The sequence below is a fragment of the Candidatus Avelusimicrobium sp. genome (assembly GCF_050873505.1).
Taxonomy (GTDB): domain Bacteria; phylum Elusimicrobiota; class Elusimicrobia; order Elusimicrobiales; family Elusimicrobiaceae; genus Avelusimicrobium.
This window is the reverse complement of the sequence record NZ_JBNMIY010000002.1, coordinates 91,059-113,789: the sequence shown is the minus strand read 5'-3', so window position 1 is coordinate 113,789 and position 22,731 is coordinate 91,059. Positions and strand designations below refer to the sequence as shown.

Below are 22,731 nucleotides of genomic sequence, written 5' to 3'. Positions count from 1 at the left end.
GGCGGGGTTTTTCAGTTGCTGAAATAAAAACACTAGGCCAAGGCCGTTTGTTTGTTCTCTACCAATCAGCGTCCTTGCCCATTGCCGAAACAGGGAGTTCACTCCCAAAGGTAAAGGTACGCGGCAGTTCGTGTACGGTCAGCCGCTGGACCAAATAGTTGCGGATGATCCCCAAATGTTCGGGCGTGTAGCCGTCGTTCAGCACGATAAACGCCTTTAACCGCTCTCCCTCTTCGGGGCGCATTAAACGCACGCGGCAAGCCTTTACCGCCGGATGCGCGGCAAGGACCTCTTCCACCCGCTTGGGAAAAACATTTATCCCGGCCACCTGCACGCACGCGTCGCTGCGTTTTAAGGGAATTAAAAAGCGCCCCTGGGTAGTCTCTACTTCGTCTGGCAAGGTAAGCCACATATTTTGACTTTTGCGCTTAATTTGCGGCTGTTCATCCGTAAAAGACATCTCCCAAAACGGGAATAATTCAAAGGCATCCATACTGTGGTGGCGGCGGGCAATGGCGCCCGTTTCGCTTGCGCCGTAAATTTCGGTAAATTGTGAAGCCCCCAGGCTATATAAAGCGTCTATAATTTCCTTTTTGCAAGGCGCGGTGGAGGACATTGCGTGTACGCCCCGGGGGAACGGATTTTCCAAGCGGACCCAATAGTTCCAAAACAGGGGGAACCCGGCTATCAAATCACCCTCTTGCAAAAGTTCGCTCCACGGCTGGGTAGGCAAGGCGGGTAACACCAAAACGGGCACATTTAAGGCGTGCGGGAGCGTAACGGTAAAGGTAAACCCGTACATATGGTTAGACGGCACCAGCGACACCACGCGCTTCACGCCCTTAAAGTCCGGCGCAACGCCGTAGGCTTCTTCTTCAATCATCGCAAGTGTGTGAATACAGCGTTTGGGCGTACCCGTACTGCCCGAGGTCAAAAAGGTGAGTTGCCGCCCGTGTAAAAAAGCGGCGTAGGCGTAGTCCGTCATCAAATCCAAGGATGAAAACACGCGCGGTTCGTAGCCGAAAAAGATAGCAGCCTTATCGGACACGGTTTTTAAAATATCCTGCGGCAACCGTTCAAAAAAATCTGCGCTCTTGTTCTCGTCAAACACGGCCAAGGCATCCGCCTTTTTGCGGGCCAATTCCGTGCGAAACATATCCGTCAGTATGCGTTTTACGTCATTTAACAGTAACATAAGGCTCCGCCTCCAAAATCATTTCCGCCCCGGCAAAGTTATCCCGCAGAGAAAAGGCTTTTCCCTGGGATAATAAGCGCGCCGTTTCCACCGCATTATACGCGGCGGACGAATACGCGGTTTGCGCGGGGGCTATTTTATTATCCGTGCGGGTAAATTCAAATTTGGTAACAGTAAATAATGTTTGCGCCGTTGGTTTTAAAGACACCGCAAACGCGGCCGCGGCGCGTGTAAAAGCGCCGGGACGCACCACTGGCGCAAAAAGCGCGGGATATTTAGGCGTAATTTCGGCGGCTACGGGGTTAATGTCCTCTGCCACCGCCACCAACACGTCCGGGCACAATCCGCGCTCCATAAATTGCTGGGCCGTCAGTAAGGCCCCGGCAAAGGAAAAATCAAACTGCCCCGTGGTAACGCTGGGGCCCGACAAATGCAAGAAAACGGACAAGGTATGCGCCGTAGAATTATGCACGGAACCCGCAAAGGCGGTGGGGGAAGAAAGTTCATCCCCGTCTGCAATAATGGTGTCCATAAATTTGCAGGTGCTTTCCAAAGAGCCCGCCCCGACAGCCACGCTAAGCCCGGTTTCCTTGGGATTAGCCGGGTCTATCCCCGCCTGTTCAAATGCGCGGAACGAACACAACAGCGCATTTTTAGCAATGGCTTCCATACGGCGCAGTTGGCGCGGTTGGGCAAAGGGCGCAAAATCTTCCGCCGTCGCGTCGCCCAGTAAATAAGAAAAACCGTTAATAAAAACTTTACCCATTGTAATCCTCCGCGCCCAAGACAAGGGCCGCATTACACCCGCCAAAGGCCAAAGAATCGCTAAGAGCCGCTTTTTTGGAAAGGGGTTCTTTGGAAACGGTTGGAATAAGTCGCAGGGCTTCGTCCGGCGTTGTAAAACCTGCCGTAGGGGGAAGCAAACGGCGGTTTAAGGCAGTTAAAGTTAGTACGGCTTCCAACGCTCCCGCCGCGCCCAAGGTGTGGCCTGTAACGCCCTTGGAACCCCATACGGGCACGCCCGGCAATACCGCGCGGAAGGCGGTGGCTTCGGCGGAGTCATTGGCTTGGCTTGCCGTACCGTGCGCGTTTACAAAGGCCAACTCGGCGGCGGAAAGTTCCGCTTCCTTTAAAGCAAAGTTTATCGCCTTTTTAAGGCCTTTTCCTTCGGGGTCCGGCGCGGTGGGGTGGAACGCGTCGCACGCATTGCCGTAGCCTAATATAAAACCTTTTGGCGTAAGGGAAAATTGTTCTTTTAGTTGCGGGCTGACAAGCAGCAGAGCCGCCGCCCCTTCGCCAATGTTAATGCCGTTACGGTTCTTATCAAAGGGTTTGCACTTATCCTTGGAAGCCACCAATAAGCGGATAAAACCGTCATAGGGAATTAAATTTATTTCGTCCGTTCCGCCGCAAAGCACCGCATCGCACAGGCCGCTTTCCAGCCAACCTTTTCCAAGGCCTACGGCGTCGGTGCCGCTTGCGCAGGCGGTTACCACCGTTTGAAAGGGCCCGGTAAAGCCAAAATAGCGGCTGACGGCTTGCGCGGTAGAGGAAGCAAAATAATGGGCCAATTTGGCGAGGTCTTGTTCGTCCACCTTTCCGGCGCGCCAATGTTCATATACATTAAAACAATGGAAGGACGCATCCACCGAAGTGCCGATAATCACACCCACGCGGTACGGGCGCAACTCCTTAGGCGTTAGACCCGCCTGCAAAAAGGCCTCGCGCGCGGCCTTTAAAAAGAAGAATAAACTAATGCTTTGGTCTTGCGGCTTATCCGCCAACGCTTCATCCGGCGCCATAAAAACAGGGTACGAAGACGCATAAGCGCTCTGTACGCGGGCCGTTGGCAACGCAAAGTGCGCACGCCCCAAAAGAGCCTGCCCAAACGCTTCATCCGCCGACTGTCCGCAGGCGCAAACGCACCCGGTTCCGGCTACCGCAACACCCTTATAAGTCATTATTTCTTCCGGTTCTTTTCCACATATTCGGCCAAGGTGCCCAAATCTTTAAAAATGGCACGGCCTTGCTGCATATTTTCAATCGTAATGCCGTATTTCTTTTGCAAGAGCATAATCAGTTCCACGGCGTCCAAACTGTCCAGTCCCAGGCCTTGTTCGCCGAAAATCGGGTCGCTTGCGCCGAATTTGGACAAATCCGCTCCGCCCAAATCAATGCCTGTGGCAATCATCTCTTTAATTTCATCAATCGTTTTCTGCATAGTTACTCCACAAGTTAAAATAATTGAAAAACTGATATGGATATTTTATACAAAATTTTTCCAACTCGTCCACGAATTGTTGCGCATACGGAACGTAATTTTCCTTTTTAGGCCCCAATTCGGGGATGCGTAACACTTTTACTGTCTGCGTGGCAAACCGCCCGCGCTTTTCCCACGGGAAGAACTGCACCACCACCGGGGCCCCCGTGGCCGCCGCCAAGCGGTAAAAACTATACGGCACTTGTATTTTTCCGCCTAAAAAGTTCACACTTACCGCGTTCTTTTCCGCCCCGAACACGCGGTCCGCCATTGCGCATAATACTTCGCCCTTTTGCAGGGCGACCATCATTTCCGGCACTCCGCCAAGCGGCCCCGCCGGATTAATCTGGTTCAAACTTGCAAAACGGTGCCCGTGCTGGGCGACGGTTTTGTCGTTATCCTTGGGGTTGCGGTAATACACCACATTTAAGGGGGCGTTAATAAAAGTGGCCAAATTGACGGCCATTTGCCAGCACCCGGCGTGCGCGGTCAGCAAAATTAGGCCCTTGCCCCCGGCTAATAACCGGCGGCACAGGTTGCGCTCCTCGTCGGTAGAGGACACGCCCGTTTGCCCCAAAATGCCCAAGGCGGCCCTATCAATAAGCGTGCGCCCAAAGGTTAAATTTAACAGGTAAGTATGCTTAAAAAATTGCCACTTGGAGCGGGGGGAAAAGCGGCGCACTATATACGCCCGTGAACGCGCCGACACCGACGGCATAAGCGAATACACAAAAACCACCATATACAAAAACGCATACGCCAACGCACGCCCGCCCACAAAAATAAGCGCGTACATAAATTGGTGCTTTAATTTAGAGGCCAAACTGCGCCCGGTTTCATTTTTCCCTTGCACACAGCCCCCTGTTTACCAAATATCCAATGCTCCACACCACTAAAAAAGCGCACAGCGCAAGCAGGGGCGCCACAATACACGACCCCAGCACCCACTCCCACACGCGCTGCCAAAATTGGCGGCCCAAGGTGGTTAGGTTAAATTCCGTTAAAAACCGCCCGTAACGCAAGAAAAAGCCCACCTCTATACACAGCGCAGGCACAATGGGCCCAATGCAGAACTTTTCAAACGAAATCGTCAAAATACGGTTTAAATTCCACCACCCGGCCCCGCCAAACAGCATTAGTTGGCGAATCCCCGGCAAGGCAATCGCCCCGCAAAAAATACCCCACGCGGCAGAGAGGGCATTTTTGGTAATGTTGCCCGGGGTTTTTAAATTTAAAACGAGGGCTTCCCAATACCCGCGCTTCTCCACCTGTCCCGCAGGGTCCACATAATACTGGCGGTGGGGAATAGGCAGCATAGAGCGGACGGTCAAATGCGTATTGAGTACCGTTAGGCGCAGGTTGTCTTTTAGTTTGCTAAAATGCGACACACGCGTTTCGGGGTACGCTACCGACACGGGCACCTCCGCCAGCGGAAACCCGGCCCACAGCGCGCGCACGGCAATTTCCACCTCAAAGGCGTAGCGTTTGGAAAAACATTTAATATGGTTTAAAATTTCTACGGGATAGCAACGGTATCCGCTTTGGATGTCGTTTACGGTTTTGCCCGTTTGCAAATGAACCCAAAAACCGCCGAATTTGCGGCCAAACTGTGAGAATTTGGGAACGTCCGGGCCAAACTTTCTCACCCCGATAATAAGCGCGTGCGGGTTTTCCTCGGCGGCCTTGGCAAACTGCGGGTATTCCGCCGGGTCTAATTGTCCGTCTGCATCTATGCTGACGATATGGCTAAACCCGCGCTCCGCAGCCCATTTGGCGGCCTCTTGCAAAATAGCGCCCTTGCCCCGGTTTTTTTCAAAGTGGACCAAGGTAACGGGGAGCCCCTTCAAAACGGCTTCGGGCGAGACATCGCTTCCGTCGTCAAACACCGCCACATTTGGATTTTGGGCCAAGCACCGCCGGACCACACTTTTTAAGGTGGTTAAGTGGTTGTAGTGCGGGATGACGATAAGCAGTTTCATTTAGTTTCTTTCCAGCGGGCCAAGAAATCGCGCGTAAAGGCGGGCCACTCAAAAAACAAATTAAAGTCTTTATCCACCATTAATTGCACCGTGCATCCGCGGGCCATTATCTTTTGGTTCTTATCCAATACTGTAAAATCGTAATTTAGGCGCGCGGCCTCGGTGTAAAAAAGCCGGGCCTTAATTTCGTACGTTTCGCCGTATTGCAGGGGGGCCAAGTAGTCGGTTTCCAAGCGGCGCACGGGAATCATTACCCCGTGGTTATAAAAATCTTGGTAGCCAATGCCCAAACTGTCGCCCAGTGCCACGCGGGCATCTTCAAAAAATCCCGCGTAATGCCCGTGCCACATAATGCCCATCGGGTCAATTTCGTTAAAGCGCACCTTGCGGAAGACGGACTTTTCAAGCGGTTTTGGGGAGCCGGGCTCGGTGGTAAAATAGGATATTTTTTTCATAAAACCTCTTTAAAGGAGCAAATTAATTGGCTGAATTTCTTGCCCGTTTCGTCCGTGAGTTCGGCCAAATATTGGCCGTCCGGGCGGGGGATAAACTCTAAATTTACCCGGCAATTTGGCAAAATGGGACGCATAAATTTAGCGCGCGAAACGCCGGAAATTTCCTGCTTTTTACCGCTTTGGCGGCTAAACGCATCGGCGCACAAGCCCATTTGACACACCGCAGGCAACAGCGGGTTGCCCGGGAAATGGCCTTCAAACGCCGGGAAATCCGCCGGAATCTGATACAAAAAACGGCCGTCCTTTTGCGCTACAAAGCAAGCGGACAAGGCTTCATTTAATAGCATAATAAATCTCCTTGGGTTTTAATGTGCAGGGCCCCGCGGCTGGGAGCGTCCTTATACACAAACTCCTTTTGCGGGCAAGGGGTTATTAACTGTGCCCGCGCCATACGCCCAAACCCGCCCACCAACCGCGCCGGGAGTTGCGGCATTTTGGAATAAACAACTATTTCCGTTGGCGTAACGAACAAATCGGCCAGTTTACCGCCCATTACGGACAATACCACCAGGCGTACGCCGCCCTCTTTGGGTTCGGCTAGTGCGGTAAAATCAAGCCCATACGGCTGATACACGCCCGACAAACGCACCGCTTGGCGGGTGTTCACCTGCTCCGCCGGAGCGGGCTTATACACTAGGCCCGAAGAGCACGCACTTAAAAAAAGGCTCATTATTAAAAGCGGTAAAAATTTCATTTTTGCTCCAAAAACGCAGGCAGAATAAACAGCGCCGCCAACATCGCGCCGCCAACACCCAAAAAGGACGACAGCCCCATTATAAACAATACCCCGTGCTTAGCGCCAATCAGCACGCCAAAACCCGCCAAGGTGGATAACCCGGCCGCCAGCAGGGCAGACGGAGAATACGCGGAGGCCTTGCCCGTTTGGGTTTTCATCACTTGAAAGATACCGTAATCTATCCCGAGGCCCATTAAAAGCGGCAAAAATACCAGAATAAACAAATTTACCCGCACCTGCAACAGCCAAAAACACCCAAAGGTAAAGCCCGCCGACAACACCACCGGGATAAAGGTTAAAAGGGCGGTTTTTAACTTTTTAAACGTCAGCCAAACGGCAACCAAGTTAAAAAGAAACGCCAAAAGCACTATTTTGAGGGCTTCTCGCCCGACGGCCCCGATTAAATCGCTTTTCAGTTCGTCCGCCGCAACAAATACCGCGCCTGCCTGTCGGGCCGCTTCCCGGTAGCGCGGTTCATTGGGCACAATATTTACCACGGCAAAACGCCCGTCCGGCAGGGAAACTAGCGGATTATAAAGAGCCGTAAAATCAAACGCGTCCAAAGCGGGGGCGTTTAAAATACTTTCAAAAAAGGGGGAAAATCCGGCTGGTTTTAAGCCAAGTTTTTGCGCTTCTTCCGACACTAAAAGCCGCGCATAATTCGCGCGCGAAGCGCTCCAAAAACTGCGCCAACGCGCCGCATTTTCAGCACGCAATTTCTCCGACGGCAACACCCCGGTTACAGCCAGCGGCAAGGGGAAGGATTCGTTCTTTTCAAGCGCGCTTTCTTTACTATCCCCAAACACAAATAAAAGCGCGTTATTTTGCGCGGTTTTAGCAAATACAGAATCAAAAACCGCCTTATCTTTTTTAAAAGCGGGCGTGGAAGCGTTTAAATCCTCCACATTTCCGCTAAATTGCACGCGCCACACGCCAAGTGCGCCAAATACGATAAGCCCCACACTTACCCACACCGCCGCCCGGCGGGACAAGGGGGGCACACTAAACGCATAAGCAGGCTTTTTCATTTCGCCCAACCGGGCCCAATAATGGGGGAAAACATACAGCGCAAGCGCCAAGGAAAGCGTCAGCCCCGCCACCGAGAACACGGCAATTTGCCTAAATAACTCCACGGATGAGCAAAAAAGCGCTAAAAAGCACAGCGAGGACGTCATAAAATTGCACAAAAGGTGCTTCTTCATATGGGCGACTGTTTCATAAACCGGGGTATTTTCCGCGCCGCGCAAGGCAAAAAACACATATACGGAGTAATCCACCGACAGCCCCGCCACCACGCTCCCAAAGCCTAGCGTAATGCCCGACAAATGCCCAAACACCGCGTATGTTATCAGCGCGGCGGGCGGCAAAATAAACACCGGGAGCAGGTAAATTAAAAGTGCGCTTTTGTGGCGGAAGAAGAAGATAAAAACAGCCGCCAAGGCGAGCAGGGCCAACACGGAAATTTTAATGAGGTCCGTTTGAATCATACGGACATTTTCCACCGTGTAGCGCAGGGCCCCCAAATAAAACGCGTGGACGGACGGCCCCAATTTTTGGGCCGCCTGTTGAAAAACGTCCGAAAAGCGTTGGGCTGCCTTAAAATCTGCGGTTTGGCCTGGGAAATCATACGGGCCGATAAGCGTTTTGCCGTCCTTGGAGGATAAAAAGCCGTCTTGGTATTCTAGCGCCGTACCTGCGCCGAAAGCGGCCAGTTTTTGCGCCATTAATTCCGTAAAATTTAAGGGGTCTAATGAAATAAAATCTTTTAGTAAAAAGCCCTGAAAGGACAGTAAATTTTCGTAATTGGTTACCATACGCTTTTTTACAAATTCCGGCGTAAGGCGTAATAACAGCGTTTGCGCGTCATCCGCCGAAAAGCGGTACGGGAGCGCACGGTAGAGCGTTTGGGCGTAATCCGCGCCGGGAGTGGGAGGCAAGGATAATAAACCCGCCTGCGCCAGTTCGGCGCGTAAAGTATCAGCCGCCAAAGAAGCCTCTTCGGCAGACGGGGCGGAAACCCCGATAAAAACTTTTTTGTTAAGCGGGGAATATTCAAACAGTTCCACCCGCTCCCGCACGGAAGTGGGAATCATTGCGTGGATATTTTCGTCCGGTTTTAGGCGCGTTAAACCCCACGCGCACACAAGCACTGCAAGGCCCAACAGGGCGGCAACGGGCTTTTTGTACCGGGCAAAAAAGTTCCACACGCTCATTTAAACGTGCCCTCCGCAAGCGGCTTATTAATTTGCGTTTCGGTAAACGACAAAACGGTATAATCGCCGCCGGGCTCCGTCATTTGGATTTTAGATAAGGCCTGTGGGTTATCCGCGGCGAACCAAACGGAAATTTCTTCCAGCATTTTGTTTTTGCCCGAAAGAGGCTTTAAGCGTACGCCGCCCTCAAATACCGTAATTGCGTACGTCTTGGAAAGCGTTTGCAAATCAAACGACAGCCACACCAGCATTTGCGCGGCAATATTGCGCGCCATAACGCCCTTTACGGGTGTTTTTTTACCCTCTTCCAAGCGGTAGGCGGAAGAGCCGTCTAAGATAAACCCGTTTTTAAATGGCTTTTGATATTCCCAGCGGATACGCGCCGGGGATTTTTCAAACGAAAAGACACCCTCGCTGACGACGGGCTCGGTTAAAAGGGCCATATGCTTTTCCTGCGTAAAGCGGCTGTGAATTGTTTGGACGGCGGAAAAGCGCGCGGCAATTTGCGCTAGGTCATCAGCCTTTTGCGCGACATTTTGCACGGGGGGAACTTCGCCCGCGCACTCGGCCTTTTGGGCAGGCTCCGCCCACGCAAGCGGGGTTAAAAACATCGCTAAAACAAGCAATAAAATTTTCATTTCATCTCCGGCGGGATATTGCCTTCCCACATAAAAATATATACGGTACCTTCGGCCAGTTTGTCATTTCCGCGAAACACCGCCCCCGATACGATACGCGTCCCCATAAAGTCGTCCTGTTGGGTTACTTCGGTGGTTAATTCTTCTCCCGCGCGCGCGTAAGAAAAAACGCGGAAATTGCGCACGCTGACCAAATACCCGCCACCCTCGGTGGACAGCCCGGCAAACTTGCGGCGTTGGGCCTCGCCGGCGGCGAAACTTTGCGCCATAATTTCGCAGAACGCTTCGGGCGCAAGCGTACTGTCCGCGCGCAGGAAAAGATGATTTCTATGAATCACGCTCTTCACGCGGCAGACGGCGTTATCTACGCTTAAAATTTCGTCCACCAGCCGCATCGGCGGCTTATGGGGCACCAAGGTTTCAACAGGGGAAAAGGTGGTCATTATTTACCCGTTATGGCCGCGCGGTAAATGGCCAAATCCAAGTTGCGCACCCACTTGTTGTATTGGGGATGGATTTTATTCTTTTTGGCGTTATAGCGCATATTGTCGCTTCCGGCGTACTCAATAGAATAGGTGTTTTGCGTATAGGGGATATATACTTCCACCGTATGCCCGCGCGCCACTAAAACACCCTTCATCAGGTCCGGGCGGACAACACTCATTGTCCAGCGTTTAGCCGAGCCACCCTTCAAAATAGCCTGCTGCATAGTGGTCCCAGCGGACAAAACAACGGTTTTGTTCTCCACATTATACACCGGGGCCAACGAACGGCACCCCGCCGCCATAAGCCCGGCCATTAAAACCAGCAGTAAAGTTTTCTTCATAGGGTCTCCTTTTCAAGTTCCTGCATAATTTGCTTTTTGACCGTTTGCGCCATTTCCAAATGCGCAAGCGGCCCCGTAAACGCCCCCGGCATTAACGCCGGAAGGGATTTCAAAACGATTTTGGCGGGGTGTAATTTAATTGTCCCCGCGGGCAACATTTTGCCCGTACCGCCAATCGCCACGGGCACTACGGGCAGTTTTAAAAGTTCCGCCAAATAAAAGGCTCCGCTTTTAAAACGCGCCTGCGGATTTTTGCGCGACCCTTGCGGAAACAGCACAATGTCGCACCCGTTTTCCACCGCGGTTTTACAGCGCGCGAGCATTTCTTTCGGCGAGGTCTTTTCCGCGTCCATATACCCGGCGGCCTGCATTACCGGGCGGAAAAACGGCAGTTTAAATACCCACCCTTTGGTAATATAGACTACATTAGTAAACCCCAGCGCGGCCACCGTGTATAAGTCTAACGCCGAGGCGTGGTTGGCCGCCACGATGCACGGGCCTTGCGGGCGCGGGGCACACTCCTCTTTCCAGCCGCTGGAACATAAACGCATACAAAACAAAATGCCCTTAGACTGGATAAACACAAATTTCCGCACATTTTTGCCCGATTTTCCGGGAAATAGCCACAAAAACGGCCCCGCCACTAAGCCGGAAAGAAAAAGCCATAATATAGCCGAAGTGCCTATTATGGCTGTGTTAAAAAGGGTGCGCAGGGCGTACATACTATTTGGCTTCGTGTTCGCGGGCCAATTTTTCAATAAAATCGTACAAATCGCCCAACGTAACGATAGAGCGGATATCGTAGCCTTGGCGCAAGGTCATACCGAACTTTTGCTCCAATACTACCACCATATCCACCGCATCCAAACTGTCCAAGCCCAAATCGGTCTGCATATGGGAGGCAGGCTTTAACTGTTCGTCGGTCAGTTCAAATTCTTTTTTAAGCGCTTCGTTGGTTTTGTTGATAATTTCTTCTCTCGTAATCACAGGGGTCTCCTTAATACGGCGGTGCAGTTGTTCCCGCCGATAGCAAAACTGTTTTTAACAATAATATTTACCGGGCGTTGTTCTTGGGTACGCACATAGGAAAGGGGCGCGCAACGCTCGTCTAATTTTTCCAAATTTTGGGTGGGAAGCAAAACGCCTTCTTCCAGCATTTTAAGGCAGGCTATCGTTTCCAGCCCGCCGCTGGCCCCCATACTGTGCCCCAAGTGGCCCTTTAAACTGTTTATTTTTACGCCTGAGCCAAACACCGCCTGCGCGGCTTGGCTTTCGGCAATATCGCCGATAATGGTGCCCGTGGCGTGCGCGTTTAATAAGTCCACGGATTGCGGCTCTATGTGTGCGTCCGCCAGCGCGTTTTGCATACACTCGCGCAAGGTTTGGGCGGACGGATAGGCCATATTTTCCGTCTCTGTATTGGAGGAAAAGCCGATAATTTCAGCCAAAATTTTGGCTCCGCGCGCCTTGGCGCTTTCCTCACTTTCCACAAATAAAAGCCCGCACCCTTCCGAGGCTACCAGCCCCGTGCGGTTTGCGTCAAACGGGCGGCAGGCTTCGTTGGGTTTATCGTTAAAATTGTAACTGGTGGCCTGCATAATATCAAAACAGGCGCTAAACATCGGGTGATATTCCTCGGTTCCGCCGCAAAGGGCTTGTTTTACAAAGCCCGCCTTTACCGCCAAATACGCAAGGCCGATATTCATTAGCCCCGTGGCGCAAGCATCGCTTGCCCCTACGCACGGACCGTTTATTTTTAACGCCTGCGAGACCGTGGCCAGCGGCGAGTGGTTCATAATTTGCAAAAAATCGGAAGTTTTAACCAGTTCCAAATGGTTCCCGTGGCAGTAGCCCGTGATTTCCATCCATTTGGAAATGCTGTTAAGTGTGGAGCCCATAAAAAAGCCCAAGCCTTGCGGGGCTTTTTCATAGCCGGCCTGCAAAAGGGCTTCCTTGGCCGCCGCATAGGCGTACAAGGCCATACGGCTCATAGAACGGCGGTCCCGGCGGGGAATATAGGAATAATCCATATCCGGCACGGTGGCGGCTACCTTGGTTTTAACCATTGGCAAAGATTGCAAGGCCTCTACCGGGTGCATACAGCCGCGGCCCGCTTTAAGCCCTTCCCATAGCGCCGTTACGCCCGCCCCGTAAGGGGACGTTGCGCCTGCGCCGGTAATGACAACTTTGGTAGGAATATTCATAAGGATATTATACTATTTATCCGCGCGCGGTTAGGCTTACATACACACGCCGCCGTTTACCTGAAAAGCCTGCCCTGTAATATAGGAGGCTTTGTCCGAACACAAGAAGGAAACCATATCGGCCACTTCCTGCGGGCGGCCCAAGCGGCGCAGGGGGATTAAGGGCAAAATCTTATCCATCGGCAGGCCCGTGAGCATTTCCGTTTCAATAAAGCCCGGGGAAACCGCGTTTACCAAAATATTGCGCTTGGCCACCTCTAACGCCAAACTGCGCGTAGCCCCCACAATGCCCGCCTTGGCGGCGGAATAGTTGGTTTGGCCGGGCACGGGTGCGTGCGCGGCGGCGGAAGCGATATTGACAATGCGCCCCTGTTTGGCGTGAATCATCGCGGCCAGCACAGTTTTGGTTACATTGTGGAACCCGCCCAAAACGGTGTTAATTACTTGGCGCCACTCGTCATCCTGCATCCAAATAAGCAAATTATCCTTGCGGATACCCGCGTTGTTTACCAGCGCATAGGGCGTTTGCTTTTCTAAAAGCGGGTTTAAGGCGGAGCGCACGGCGGTAGCGTCGGCTACGTCAAAAGGGAGTAAGGTGCAAGACGCGCCCTGTGCTTCCACTTGTTCCTTGGCCTTTTGGGCGGCCGCGTGGTTAGAGTGGTAATTCAGCCAAATATCAAAGCCGTCCTTGGCTAACTGTACGGCTATGGCCAGGCCAATACCGCGGCTGGCGCCTGTAACTAATGCAATTTTGCGGGGGGTGTGGTTCATTGTAAACTCGTTCCAAATTAATTAAAATAGAAATATAGATATGATAACTAATAATAACACAAAAAACAATCAGCCCTACCGCCGGGCCCGCAAAAACACCCGCACAATGGCGGATATTGCGTTTGACGCGCAGAAAATCGCTTTTGCGCCTATCAGTTTTCAGGCCGCGCTCGCCCTGCGCGATTTGGGCATTTTGGAATTTTTAAATAATACGCCCGCGGACGATAAAACCATCGCCAAAAAATTAAAATTATCCCTTTACGCCGTGCAAACCCTGCTGGAAGTGGGGCTTGGGTTGGATTTAGTTACCTTGCAAAACGGCGTGTACAACATCAGCAAAACGGGCTGGTTTATTTTGTGCGACCCGATGACCCGCGTGAATATGGACTTTGTAAACGATGTTTGCTACCAAGGGATGTACACCTTAAAGGACTCTTTAATAAAGGGCAAACCTACGGGTTTAAAGGTTTTCGGCAAGTGGAAGACGGTTTATGAGGGTCTTTCCAAACTGCCCAAAAAGAACCGCACCAGTTGGTTTGCGTTTGACCATTTTTATTCCGACATTGCCTTCCCGGCTATTTTGCCCTTGGTATTTGAACTCAACCCGCACACCATTTTTGATATCGGCGGCAACACCGGCAAATGGGCAAAAAAATGCCTGGACCACAACCCGCAGGTACAGGTGGGCATTGTGGACCTGCCCGGCCAACTGGCCGTAGCCAAAAAGAATTTAAAGAAATACAAAAACCGCGTTTCCTTCCACGCCGTCAACCTCTTGGACGGCAAATCGGTTATCCCCGGAGGAGCGGATGCTTATCTGATGAGCCAATTTTTGGATTGCTTTTCCAAGGACGAGATTGTCTCTATCCTTAAAAAAGTAAAAAAAGCGGCTGATAAGAACGCCCGCATCTACATTTTGGAACCCTTATGGGACCGCCAAGAATACGCCGCCAGTACATTTTGTTTAAACCACACCTCGCTTTATTTTACGAATATCGCCAACGGCAACAGCAAAATGTATTCGCTGGGGGAAATGGAGGAGTGCATCAAAAAGGCAGGGCTGAAAACCGAAAAAGTGTTTGACGGGGTGGGCCGCTTTGCCTATACGTTAATCCGCTGCACAAAATAACGCTTATGAAACTGAAAACGCCGCACATTGCCTACAAATGGCTGATTTTTTCCGTAACGGCCATTGGGGTTTTTATGTCCACGCTGGACGGGGGAATTATCAACGTGGCCCTGCCTGTAATGGCAAAGGATTTAAACGCCAGTTTGGAAAGAATCCAATGGGTAGTCAGCATTTACCTGCTTACGACTACCTGTTTTTTGCCCGTATTCGGCAAACTATCCGATATGTACAGCCGCAAATACCTGTATTTGGCGGGCTTTTTGCTCTTTGGTATCGGTTCCTTTTCGGCGACGTTTTCGCAAAGTTTAAGTTGGATGATTTTCTCGCGCGCCCTGCAAGGTTTGGGCGCCAGCGCGATGATTTCCAACTGTCAGGCCATTATTGCCAAGGCCTTTAAAGGCAAGGACCGCGGCCGCGCGTTGGGCGGCATTGGGGCAATGGTGGCGGCGGGCTTTTTGGCAGGTCCTGCGGTAGGCGGATTTTTAATCCAGCATTGGGGTTGGCAATCGGTATTTTGGATAAACGTACCCATCAGTATGCTGGGCATTTGGCGCGGAATACAAATTATTCCGCACTTTAAGCCCGTAGAGCAAGTGAAACTGGACTGGAAGGGAGCGGTTTGTTTTATTTTATTCTGCTTTTGCTTCCTCTATGCCCTGGACGAAGGGGAAAACCAAAAATGGACGTCTTTCCTTATTATCGGCTCGTTTGCGGCCGCGCTTATCTTTTTTGCGGGGTTCTATTGGCGCGAAAGAACCAGCAAAACACCCTTTATCGGGCTGTCTCTCTTTAAAATACAGGCGATTTCATACGGCTGTATCGTCTCTTTGCTGGGGTTTATTGCGTTAAACTGCAACGGTATTTTGTTTCCGTTCTATATGGCTAACGTAATGCACTTAAACCCGGTACATATGAGTTTGCTGTTAATGCCGTTCCCGGTGGCCCTCGCTATTTCGTCGCCGTTTTCGGGCTGGCTTTCCGAGCGGTACTCGGCGCGCTTGATTACCACCGTAGGCTTTGGGTTTATTATCATCGGGGCCGCTATGTTTGTGGGCATTGGCAAAAATCCCTCTTATACCTATATTGTAATTGCGCAACTGATTATGGGTTGTGGGTCGGGCACGTTTCAGGCCCCCAACAATAACACCATTGTCAGCGCCGCACCCGCCGACCGCTTGGGTATGGTGGTAAGTTTAAGCGCGCTCGCGCGCAATATGGGGGCGGTAATGGGGATTGCGCTATCGGTACTTATTTTTTCCACCATACGCCGCCATTATGTAAATATCGGGGCGGACTACGAGACCTCTTTTATGAACGCTTACCAATATTCAATGATTTTCTGCATTTTGGTTTCGCTGGCGGCAGCGTATTTCTCGGCCGCGCGTGAAAAACGCAAGAAACGCAAGGCACAGCCGCGGGGGTTCTATGAAACGACGACCGCTTAACCTCTCGCGCAAGTGGCTTATTTTTACCGTTACCGCCACCGGGACCTTTATGGGTACGCTGGACGGCGGAATTGTAAACATTGCGCTTCCCTCTATGGCGGGAGAATTTAACGCCGATATTGAAAGCATCCAATCCGTCGTAAGCGTGTATTTGCTGGCGGTAACTTGCTTTTTGCCCGTATTTGGCAAACTTTCCGATATGTTTAGCCGCAAAAAGATGTATTTAAGCGGTTTTTTACTATTTGGTATCGGTTCGCTGTTGTGCTCCCTGGCGGGCAATTTGCCACTGATGATTTTATCCCGTGCCGTACAAGGGTTGGGAGCAAGCGCGATGATGGCCAACGCGCAGGCAATTATTGCCAAAGCCTTTGTGGGCAAGGACCGCGGTCGCGCGCTGGGCGGCGTGGGGGCGGTAGTGGCATTGGGCTCCTTGGCAGGCCCGGCTGTCGGGGGCTTTTTAATTCAGCATTGGGGCTGGCAATCGGTCTTTTGGGTGAATATTCCCATCAGTTTAATTGGCATTTGGCGCGGCATACAACTTATTCCGCGCTTTAACCCAAAAACCAAAATCCGTATGGACATCAGCGGAGCGGTCTTTTTTATCCTATCCAGTTTAAGTTTCCTCTACGCGATGAACGAGGGCCCCAACAAAGCCTGGACCTCGCCCGTTATCTTGGGCGCGTTTGCGGCGGCGGTGGTGTTTTTCCTACTGTTTTACTACCGCGAACGTACCAGCCAAACGCCCTTTATTGGCCTGGACATCTTTAAAATTCCGGCCATTTCCTACGGCTATGTGGTAGCGGTGCTGGGCTTTATGTCTATTTTTACCAATGCGGTGTTATTTCCGTTTTATGCGGCGGATATTTTGCACATTGACCCGGTACAAACGGGCCTTTTGGTCTTGCCGTTCCCGGTGGCGCTCGCCATTTCGTCCACGATTAGCGGCGTCCTGTCGGAGCGGTACTCGGCCCGGATTATTACCACCGTGGGGCTTGGCTTTGCCTTTACGGGGGCTATGCTTTTTGCCTTTGTCGGCGATAAGCCATCCTTTGCCTATATTGTGCTGGCACAGGTGATTTTTGGCTGTGGGTCGGGCACGTTTCAAATTCCTAACAATAATACGGTTATCAGCGCGGCCCCCAAAAATAAACTGGGCATTGTATCCAGCGTAAACGCCCTGGCCCGCAACGCCGGGATGATTATGGGTATTGCCTGCTCCGTGGCCATTTATGCGGCGGTACAAGGCCATTTTGAGCACGCGGGCTCAGATAGTGAAACCGCCTTTCTGCGTGGCTATCAGGCGGCAATGTTTTTAGGCGCGGCTTTAGCGGCGGTGGGGGGAGTCATATCGGCCAAGCGCGACTAATAACCACTTTTCCTACACGAAAAAACCCGCTCCAAGGAGCGGGTTTTTTATCAGTTTCAAACGGAAATTAGAAGTTTTCCGGGTGAATCATAAAGTAAGACTGCGGGTGAGCGCACACGGGGCACACTTCGGGGGCTTTTTCGCCGATGTGGACGTGGCCGCAGTTGGCGCATTCCCACATTACGATACCGGCTTTTTTGAAGACTTCGTTGGTTTCCACATTGTGCAGAAGTTTGCGGTAGCGTTCTTCGTGCATTTTTTCAATCTTGCCGACGGCTTCAAACAAGAAGGCGAGTTTGGTAAAGCCTTCTTCTTTGGCTTCTTTGGCAAAGGTGGCATACATATCGGTCCACTCGTAATGTTCGCCGTTGGCGGCATCTACCAAGTTTTCAGCCGTGGTGGGAATATTGTTATCGTGCAAGGCTTTAAACCAAAGTTTAGCGTGTTCTTTTTCGTTATTGGCGGTTTCTTCAAAAATTTTAGAAATCTGCACAAAGCCTTCTTTTTTAGCCTTGGAGGCGTAATACGTATATTTGTTTCTGGCTTGCGATTCGCCCGCAAAAGCCGTCATTAAGTTCTTTTCCGTCTTGCTTCCTTTCAATTCCATATGGTCTCCTATATATCCTATTTGTTGCCGCGGCACTTGTTGCATAGCCCGCGCACTTGCAAATTAATCTGTTTTATTTCGCCCCACTCGTGTACGCCCGACGGCAGGGATAAGTTTTCGCCGTCCTTTAAAAATACGTCATACACTTCCCCGCAGTTTAAGCATACAAAGTGGCAATGGGGACGCAAATCCCCGTCAAAGCGGGCCTTGGACGAAAGCCCAACCCGCATAAGCAAATCCATTTCTTCCAGCGACGATAACGTGCGGTACACGGTATCCAACGATACATTAGGCATCGTCTTGCGCACCGCCAAAAACACTTTTTCCGCGCTCGGGTGTTCGCACGAGGCCGCCACCGCGCGGAAGATTTCCCGCCGCTGGTTGGTTACTCTTAACCCTCTTGCGCGGCATTGGTCCTCAAAAAAGGCCAAGCGTTTTTGCAATTCGTCGTTTTGTGTGTTGGTTTGCATAGTTTTTAAACTATTAATAATAATTCCTATTAAGAGTATAGCATATTTGAAAATAAAATCAAATTTTTTCTTTTTGTATAATATAGAAAACCTATATATATGAACTACAACGAACTTAAAAATACCGTTTTTCACACCGCTATTATTGGCGCAGGCGCCGGCGGACTTTTTTGCGCGGGCAGTTTTTCAAGAAGCCCCAAAGTATTAATAGAACACAACACCCACCCGGGCCGCAAAATAAGCGTTTCGGGCGGAGGAAAATGCAACTTTTCCAACCGTTTTGCGCGCGCTACGGACTACGCCTGTGCAAATAAGCACTTTGTCAAAAATGCCTTAGCCGCATTAAAACCACAAGATTTTGTTTCCCTGCTGGACGAAGCGGGCCTAAAATGGGAAGAGCGGAAAGACGGGCAACTCTTTGCTATGGACGCGCGGGACATTGTGCGCTTTCTCATCCGCCGCGCCCGCGAGGCAAATACCCAAATTTTAACGGACACGCAGGCCCTGGATATAAAGCAGGAAAACGGCCTGTTTGTGGTCAATACCTCGGCCGGGCCTATCCGCGCCCAGCGCGTGGTGCTGGCTACTGGGGGATTATCCTTCCCGGCCTTAGGCGCAAGCAATTTTGGTATCAAAATAGCGCGCCAATTTGGCCTGAACATTATTCCGCAGCGCCCGGCGCTTGTAGGGCTTACCTTTGAAAAAAACTTGCGGGAGCAACTTTTTAAACTGGCTGGAAATACATTGAGTGCCCGTGTATCGTGCGGGGAACACGATTTTGAGGGTTCCTTACTCTTTACGCACGAGGGCATTAGCGGGCCTGTGGTACTGTCCGCCTCGCTATTTTGGAAGGAAGGGGAAAAAGTAACCGTAGATTTCCTGCCGGGAGAGGACGCGCACGCGCTGTTCACCGCGCAAAAAAATACCGTGCACACTTTTTCCGCCGCCTTGCACGGCAAAATAAGCGCGAAAATTGTAAAAGCCCTGCTTGGGGAACTGGACGATAAACTGCCCAACGCTTCCCGCGCGGAAATAGAAAAGGCTGCCCAACTGGTCAACCGTTTTACCTTTGTACCCACGGGGACGGGCGGATTTTCCAAGGCCGAGGTAACGGCAGGCGGCATTGACGTACGCGAAATCAATCCGTCCACCTTTGAGGCACGGCGCATCCCCGGCTTATACGCTATCGGCGAATTATTGGACGTAACGGGCCGCCTGGGTGGGTTCAACCTACAATGGGCTTGGAGCAGTGGATTTTCCGCCGCGAAGGCCTTAGAAAAGTTATTTTGATTTTCTACGCAACGCGCGCGCGTTTTGCTATAATGTTTGTGTACTCTAATAAGGAGCGGTGAAATGGACCTCCGCGAACAACAAAATATCTTTACTCTCTTTTTTAACAGTTTCCGCTTAACTAACCGGGCCGGGGGAGCCATCTTTTCCCTCATTTTTTTGGGAATTTTGCTATATGGCCTATTATTTGGCTTAGTTTGGCTAGGGCTGCCCGTTTGGATGATTAAAATCCTTATTTTTCCCTTTACGCTTTTTTGCGTTGCGGTGTTTTTGCGCCAATTAGGCATCAAAGCACAAAATGACGGGGAATCCTTTTCCAACTCCTGCGCCAACGCCGCCCTGCCGACTATCTATTTAGTTATTTACGCCTTATTAACAATCGCAGTAGCAGTTATTTTGGGTATCCTGATGGCGGCCTCCCGCTCTATCCCTGTAATTATCATCGGTTATTTGTTGCTTCTTTTCTTGCAATTCCGCACGCTTTTTGTGCCCGCTGCGGTGGTATTGCGGGAGCAGGGACCGATTTCTTCCATTATTTACAGTTGGCAATTAACCGGCCACCGCTGGGGGATGACACTAGCGATGTGCCTGATTTCCTTTTTAGCCCCGATGTTGGTGTCTTCGGCTATCAGTTACGCCCTGTATGTAGGGATTCCGCTCTTCTTTGCGGACAGTTTTCATTTAGCCAATCTCACAACCCCGTGGCTAATTGCCGGCGGAGTATTATTGGTTTTCTGGTTTATCTTTTGGGTGTCGCTTGTAGGCTTTTACATTTTGGTATTTTTAAACCTGGACTACGGCGAAAATCGCGGTTCTTATACACCTACACCCGAAGTAAAACTGACGGACGAGCCCACCCAAGTTTTTGGGGCGGGTAATAACGTCCTTCCGCCTGGCCTTGGCAAACCGGTTACCGAGCAAGACCTGCACAATCAGGTAGGCCTCCAAGTAACGCGCGCCTCTTTGCAATCTGCCGAGCCGGAAGCGATTAACCAACACTTAGATAAAGTTTACCAACCGCCCAAGAGCGAAGATATCGTTCAGTACGCGGATGAAGACCGTATGCCCACTATTTTGTTTGACGACGAAATGGCCAAACAAATTGAAGCCAACCAGCAAATGTGGGCCAAACAAACCAAGCACGAAAAAACGGATAAACCGGATGACAATCAACCTTCCATTAAAATGTCCAAGTAACGCTTGCGTTTCTTTATCTATCCCCGCCGTACTTGCGGCGGGCCTGTGTATTTTTGTTACGGAAGGAGCCGACTAAACGGCTCTTTCTTTTTATATGAATTAAGGAGAACTCCCACAAATGTCAACCTTGCTTGAAATTTTAAACTTACTCGGCGGCCTGGCCGTGTTCTTATTCGGTATGAAGATAATGAGCGACGGCCTGCAAAAGGCCTCCGGCGAAAGGATGCGCCAACTGCTGGGCATCGCCACCACCAACCGCTTTGCGGCTACCGCCTGCGGCGCGCTGGTAACCAGCATTATCCAGTCGTCCAGCGCCACGACGGTAATGGTCGTCGGCTTTGCGAGCGCGGGCCTTCTGAACCTGTACCAATCCTTGGGCGTTATCTTCGGGGCCAACATCGGTACGACGATGACGGCGTGGATTGTCAGTTTGTTCGGCTTTAAAATGCAAATTTCGCTCTTTGCTTTGCCTGTCATCGCCATTGGCTTCTTTGCGCAGTTTATCCCCAGATTTGCCATTATCCGCCGCATTGGGGAAACCTTGGTCGGCTTCGGGCTCCTCTTTTTGGGCTTGGACATAATGAAAAACGCCATCCCGGCCGATTTTGCACAAAACCCGCAAGTAGTGGCCTGGATTTCCCGCTTCCGCCCGGACAATTTATTTAATTTGCTTACCCTTATTTTCAGCGGTACTATTTTAACCGTTATTCTCCAATCTTCCAGCGCCGTTATGGCGATGACGCTCACCTGCGCCGCCGCCGGGATTATTGACTTCCCGACCTCGTGCGCGCTTGTATTGGGGGAAAACATCGGCACCACCATTACCGCCAACTTGGCCGCTATCGGCGCGAGCAAAACCGCCAAGCGCGCCGCCCTCGGGCACTTTTTGTTTAACATTATCGGCGTCTTTTGGGTGGTGTGCATTTTCAAACACTTTGTACACTTTGTGGACTGGATTGTGCCCGGCTCGCCCTACACGCAGGATCCGGAGCAACTAACGGCTGTCCTTCCGTACCATATTTCCGCGTTCCACACCGTGTTTAACGTGATTAACACGATGTTAATGCTGCCGCTTTTAAAACAACTGGCGCACTTGACCTATTTTATTATTCCCAAATCCAAACGCGAGGACAAAAAGGAACACGAACTTATCTTTTTATCCACCCGCTTTACGAGTACGCCGGAACTGGCGTTAATTGCGGTACGCAAAGAGGTGGAACGTATGATGAGTTTTGTAACCAAAATGACGGATAAACTCATCCACGCCGTAAAAGTTGACGACGACAAAATGTTCACCCGCCTGATTGAGGACGTAAAAGCCGCCGAAAAAACCACCGACGTTTTGGAACATAAAATTAATATTTACTTAACCGCCCTTACGCACGGGAACCTTTCCCGCCAGGCGGTGGCGCAGGCGTTCTCGCTCTTTGACGTATTAAACAGCATTGAGCATATGGGCGACTGCGGCGAAAAAATCGCCCGCATTTTGGAAAAATTCCACGATAAACAACCGTTTACCGCGGCCGATATTGAGGACTTGGAAGAAATCGCCAAACTGACCAAAAACATTACCAAGCGCACCCGCCGCATTTTGGTAGATATCCAACAGCCCACCCGCCAATGGCACTTGCAAGCGGAAAAAACCTTTGACGAAGCGCTCAAAGACGAGGAACAATTAAACACCCTGCGCAAACGCTTTCTGCACGATTTGCGCGAACGCATTAACGCGGGGCAAAGTTCCACGCCGGATTCCATTACCGCCTACGCCGATATTTTAAATAACTTTGAAAGAATCGGCGACTATGCCCTGCGCGTAAACGAAAACATCTTGGGTATGCGCGCTGAGGAACGGGCGATGCACGACGCGCCTGCCGCGCAAAAATAACAGGG

The 22,731-nt window shown here is 51.2% G+C and carries 25 protein-coding genes; 6 read left to right on the top strand and 19 right to left on the bottom strand.

The window, feature by feature from the left end; translation table 11 throughout:
- Positions 1 to 58: 58 nt before the first annotated feature.
- From ACR0QV_RS01535 to fabG, 17 genes are all read right to left on the bottom strand, one after another.
- Positions 59 to 1,195 (bottom strand): AMP-binding protein, encoded by a 1,137-nt coding sequence (locus tag ACR0QV_RS01535; protein ID WP_432634246.1) that lies wholly within the window; start codon positions 1,193 to 1,195, stop codon positions 59 to 61.
- A complete protein-coding gene (locus tag ACR0QV_RS01530; protein WP_432634245.1) occupies positions 1,179 to 1,961 on the bottom strand; it encodes a beta-ketoacyl synthase N-terminal-like domain-containing protein in 783 nt (260 codons plus the stop codon). The genes ACR0QV_RS01535 and ACR0QV_RS01530 overlap by 17 nt, the downstream gene beginning before the upstream one ends.
- A complete protein-coding gene (locus ACR0QV_RS01525) occupies positions 1,954 to 3,156 on the bottom strand; it encodes a beta-ketoacyl-[acyl-carrier-protein] synthase family protein (RefSeq protein WP_432634244.1) in 1,203 nt (400 codons plus the stop codon). The genes ACR0QV_RS01530 and ACR0QV_RS01525 overlap by 8 nt, the downstream gene beginning before the upstream one ends.
- Positions 3,156 to 3,416 (bottom strand): phosphopantetheine-binding protein, encoded by a 261-nt coding sequence (locus ACR0QV_RS01520; RefSeq protein ID WP_428053553.1) that lies wholly within the window; start codon positions 3,414 to 3,416, stop codon positions 3,156 to 3,158. The genes ACR0QV_RS01525 and ACR0QV_RS01520 overlap by 1 nt, the downstream gene beginning before the upstream one ends.
- On the bottom strand, positions 3,400 to 4,308 hold the full coding sequence (locus tag ACR0QV_RS01515) for a lysophospholipid acyltransferase family protein (RefSeq protein ID WP_432634243.1): 909 nt from the start codon (positions 4,306 to 4,308) through the stop codon (positions 3,400 to 3,402). The genes ACR0QV_RS01520 and ACR0QV_RS01515 overlap by 17 nt, the downstream gene beginning before the upstream one ends.
- Positions 4,292 to 5,434: a glycosyltransferase family 2 protein gene (locus ACR0QV_RS01510; RefSeq protein WP_432634242.1), complete on the bottom strand. Its 1,143-nt coding sequence runs from the start codon at positions 5,432 to 5,434 to the stop codon at positions 4,292 to 4,294. The genes ACR0QV_RS01515 and ACR0QV_RS01510 overlap by 17 nt, the downstream gene beginning before the upstream one ends.
- Positions 5,431 to 5,889 (bottom strand): acyl-CoA thioesterase, encoded by a 459-nt coding sequence (locus ACR0QV_RS01505; RefSeq protein ID WP_432634241.1) that lies wholly within the window; start codon positions 5,887 to 5,889, stop codon positions 5,431 to 5,433. Before ACR0QV_RS01505 ends, ACR0QV_RS01510 begins: the two co-directional genes overlap by 4 nt.
- Positions 5,886 to 6,236 (bottom strand): hypothetical protein, encoded by a 351-nt coding sequence (locus ACR0QV_RS01500; RefSeq protein ID WP_432634240.1) that lies wholly within the window; start codon positions 6,234 to 6,236, stop codon positions 5,886 to 5,888. Before ACR0QV_RS01500 ends, ACR0QV_RS01505 begins: the two co-directional genes overlap by 4 nt.
- On the bottom strand, positions 6,227 to 6,643 hold the full coding sequence (locus ACR0QV_RS01495) for a hypothetical protein (protein WP_432634239.1): 417 nt from the start codon (positions 6,641 to 6,643) through the stop codon (positions 6,227 to 6,229). Before ACR0QV_RS01495 ends, ACR0QV_RS01500 begins: the two co-directional genes overlap by 10 nt.
- On the bottom strand, positions 6,640 to 8,898 hold the full coding sequence (locus ACR0QV_RS01490) for an MMPL family transporter (protein ID WP_432634238.1): 2,259 nt from the start codon (positions 8,896 to 8,898) through the stop codon (positions 6,640 to 6,642). The genes ACR0QV_RS01495 and ACR0QV_RS01490 overlap by 4 nt, the downstream gene beginning before the upstream one ends.
- Positions 8,895 to 9,536: a LolA family protein gene (locus ACR0QV_RS01485; protein WP_432634237.1), complete on the bottom strand. Its 642-nt coding sequence runs from the start codon at positions 9,534 to 9,536 to the stop codon at positions 8,895 to 8,897. Before ACR0QV_RS01485 ends, ACR0QV_RS01490 begins: the two co-directional genes overlap by 4 nt.
- Complete coding sequence (locus tag ACR0QV_RS01480) at positions 9,533 to 9,979, bottom strand: hypothetical protein (protein ID WP_432634236.1); 447 nt, start codon at positions 9,977 to 9,979, stop codon at positions 9,533 to 9,535. The genes ACR0QV_RS01485 and ACR0QV_RS01480 overlap by 4 nt, the downstream gene beginning before the upstream one ends.
- A complete protein-coding gene (locus ACR0QV_RS01475) occupies positions 9,979 to 10,362 on the bottom strand; it encodes a hypothetical protein (RefSeq protein ID WP_432634235.1) in 384 nt (127 codons plus the stop codon). Before ACR0QV_RS01475 ends, ACR0QV_RS01480 begins: the two co-directional genes overlap by 1 nt.
- Positions 10,359 to 10,913, bottom strand: coding sequence for a lysophospholipid acyltransferase family protein (locus ACR0QV_RS01470; RefSeq protein ID WP_432634234.1), 555 nt, complete (start codon positions 10,911 to 10,913; stop codon positions 10,359 to 10,361). The genes ACR0QV_RS01475 and ACR0QV_RS01470 overlap by 4 nt, the downstream gene beginning before the upstream one ends.
- Positions 10,914 to 11,085: 172 nt before the next feature.
- Positions 11,086 to 11,349, bottom strand: coding sequence for a phosphopantetheine-binding protein (locus ACR0QV_RS01465; RefSeq protein WP_428061429.1), 264 nt, complete (start codon positions 11,347 to 11,349; stop codon positions 11,086 to 11,088).
- The gene (locus tag ACR0QV_RS01460) at positions 11,346 to 12,566 is read right to left on the bottom strand and encodes a beta-ketoacyl-[acyl-carrier-protein] synthase family protein (protein WP_432634233.1); all 1,221 of its coding nucleotides are present in this window, start codon (positions 12,564 to 12,566) and stop codon (positions 11,346 to 11,348) included. The genes ACR0QV_RS01465 and ACR0QV_RS01460 overlap by 4 nt, the downstream gene beginning before the upstream one ends.
- Before the next feature lie 36 nt (positions 12,567 to 12,602).
- A complete protein-coding gene (gene fabG, locus ACR0QV_RS01455; RefSeq protein ID WP_432634232.1) occupies positions 12,603 to 13,337 on the bottom strand; it encodes a 3-oxoacyl-ACP reductase FabG in 735 nt (244 codons plus the stop codon).
- 40 nt (positions 13,338 to 13,377) lie between these two features.
- On the opposite strand from fabG, the gene ACR0QV_RS01450 reads away from it, so the two are divergent.
- From ACR0QV_RS01450 to ACR0QV_RS01440, 3 genes are read left to right on the top strand one after another with little or no spacing between them, the layout of a single operon-like run.
- Positions 13,378 to 14,466: a methyltransferase gene (locus ACR0QV_RS01450; protein ID WP_432634231.1), complete on the top strand. Its 1,089-nt coding sequence runs from the start codon at positions 13,378 to 13,380 to the stop codon at positions 14,464 to 14,466.
- Between the two features lie 5 nt (positions 14,467 to 14,471).
- Positions 14,472 to 15,911, top strand: coding sequence for an MFS transporter (locus tag ACR0QV_RS01445; protein WP_432634230.1), 1,440 nt, complete (start codon positions 14,472 to 14,474; stop codon positions 15,909 to 15,911).
- Entirely contained in the window at positions 15,892 to 17,277 is a 1,386-nt protein-coding gene (locus tag ACR0QV_RS01440) for an MFS transporter (protein WP_432634229.1), read from the top strand. The genes ACR0QV_RS01445 and ACR0QV_RS01440 overlap by 20 nt, the downstream gene beginning before the upstream one ends.
- 67 nt (positions 17,278 to 17,344) lie before the next feature.
- Here the strand turns inward: ACR0QV_RS01440 and rbr are convergent, their stop codons facing one another.
- The gene (gene rbr, locus ACR0QV_RS01435) at positions 17,345 to 17,884 is read right to left on the bottom strand and encodes a rubrerythrin (RefSeq protein ID WP_432634228.1); all 540 of its coding nucleotides are present in this window, start codon (positions 17,882 to 17,884) and stop codon (positions 17,345 to 17,347) included.
- 17 nt (positions 17,885 to 17,901) lie between these two features.
- A complete protein-coding gene (locus ACR0QV_RS01430; RefSeq protein ID WP_432634227.1) occupies positions 17,902 to 18,354 on the bottom strand; it encodes a Fur family transcriptional regulator in 453 nt (150 codons plus the stop codon).
- A 99-nt stretch (positions 18,355 to 18,453) separates the two neighbouring features.
- On the opposite strand from ACR0QV_RS01430, the gene ACR0QV_RS01425 reads away from it, so the two are divergent.
- The 3 genes from ACR0QV_RS01425 (at position 18,454) to ACR0QV_RS01415 (ending at position 22,726) form a co-directional block, all read left to right on the top strand.
- On the top strand, positions 18,454 to 19,644 hold the full coding sequence (locus ACR0QV_RS01425; RefSeq protein WP_432634226.1) for an NAD(P)/FAD-dependent oxidoreductase: 1,191 nt from the start codon (positions 18,454 to 18,456) through the stop codon (positions 19,642 to 19,644).
- A 219-nt stretch (positions 19,645 to 19,863) separates the two neighbouring features.
- The gene (locus ACR0QV_RS01420; protein WP_432634225.1) at positions 19,864 to 20,841 is read left to right on the top strand and encodes a hypothetical protein; all 978 of its coding nucleotides are present in this window, start codon (positions 19,864 to 19,866) and stop codon (positions 20,839 to 20,841) included.
- Positions 20,842 to 20,959: 118 nt separating this feature from the next.
- A complete protein-coding gene (locus ACR0QV_RS01415) occupies positions 20,960 to 22,726 on the top strand; it encodes a Na/Pi cotransporter family protein (protein WP_432634224.1) in 1,767 nt (588 codons plus the stop codon).
- The last annotated feature ends 5 nt before the right edge of the window (positions 22,727 to 22,731 follow it).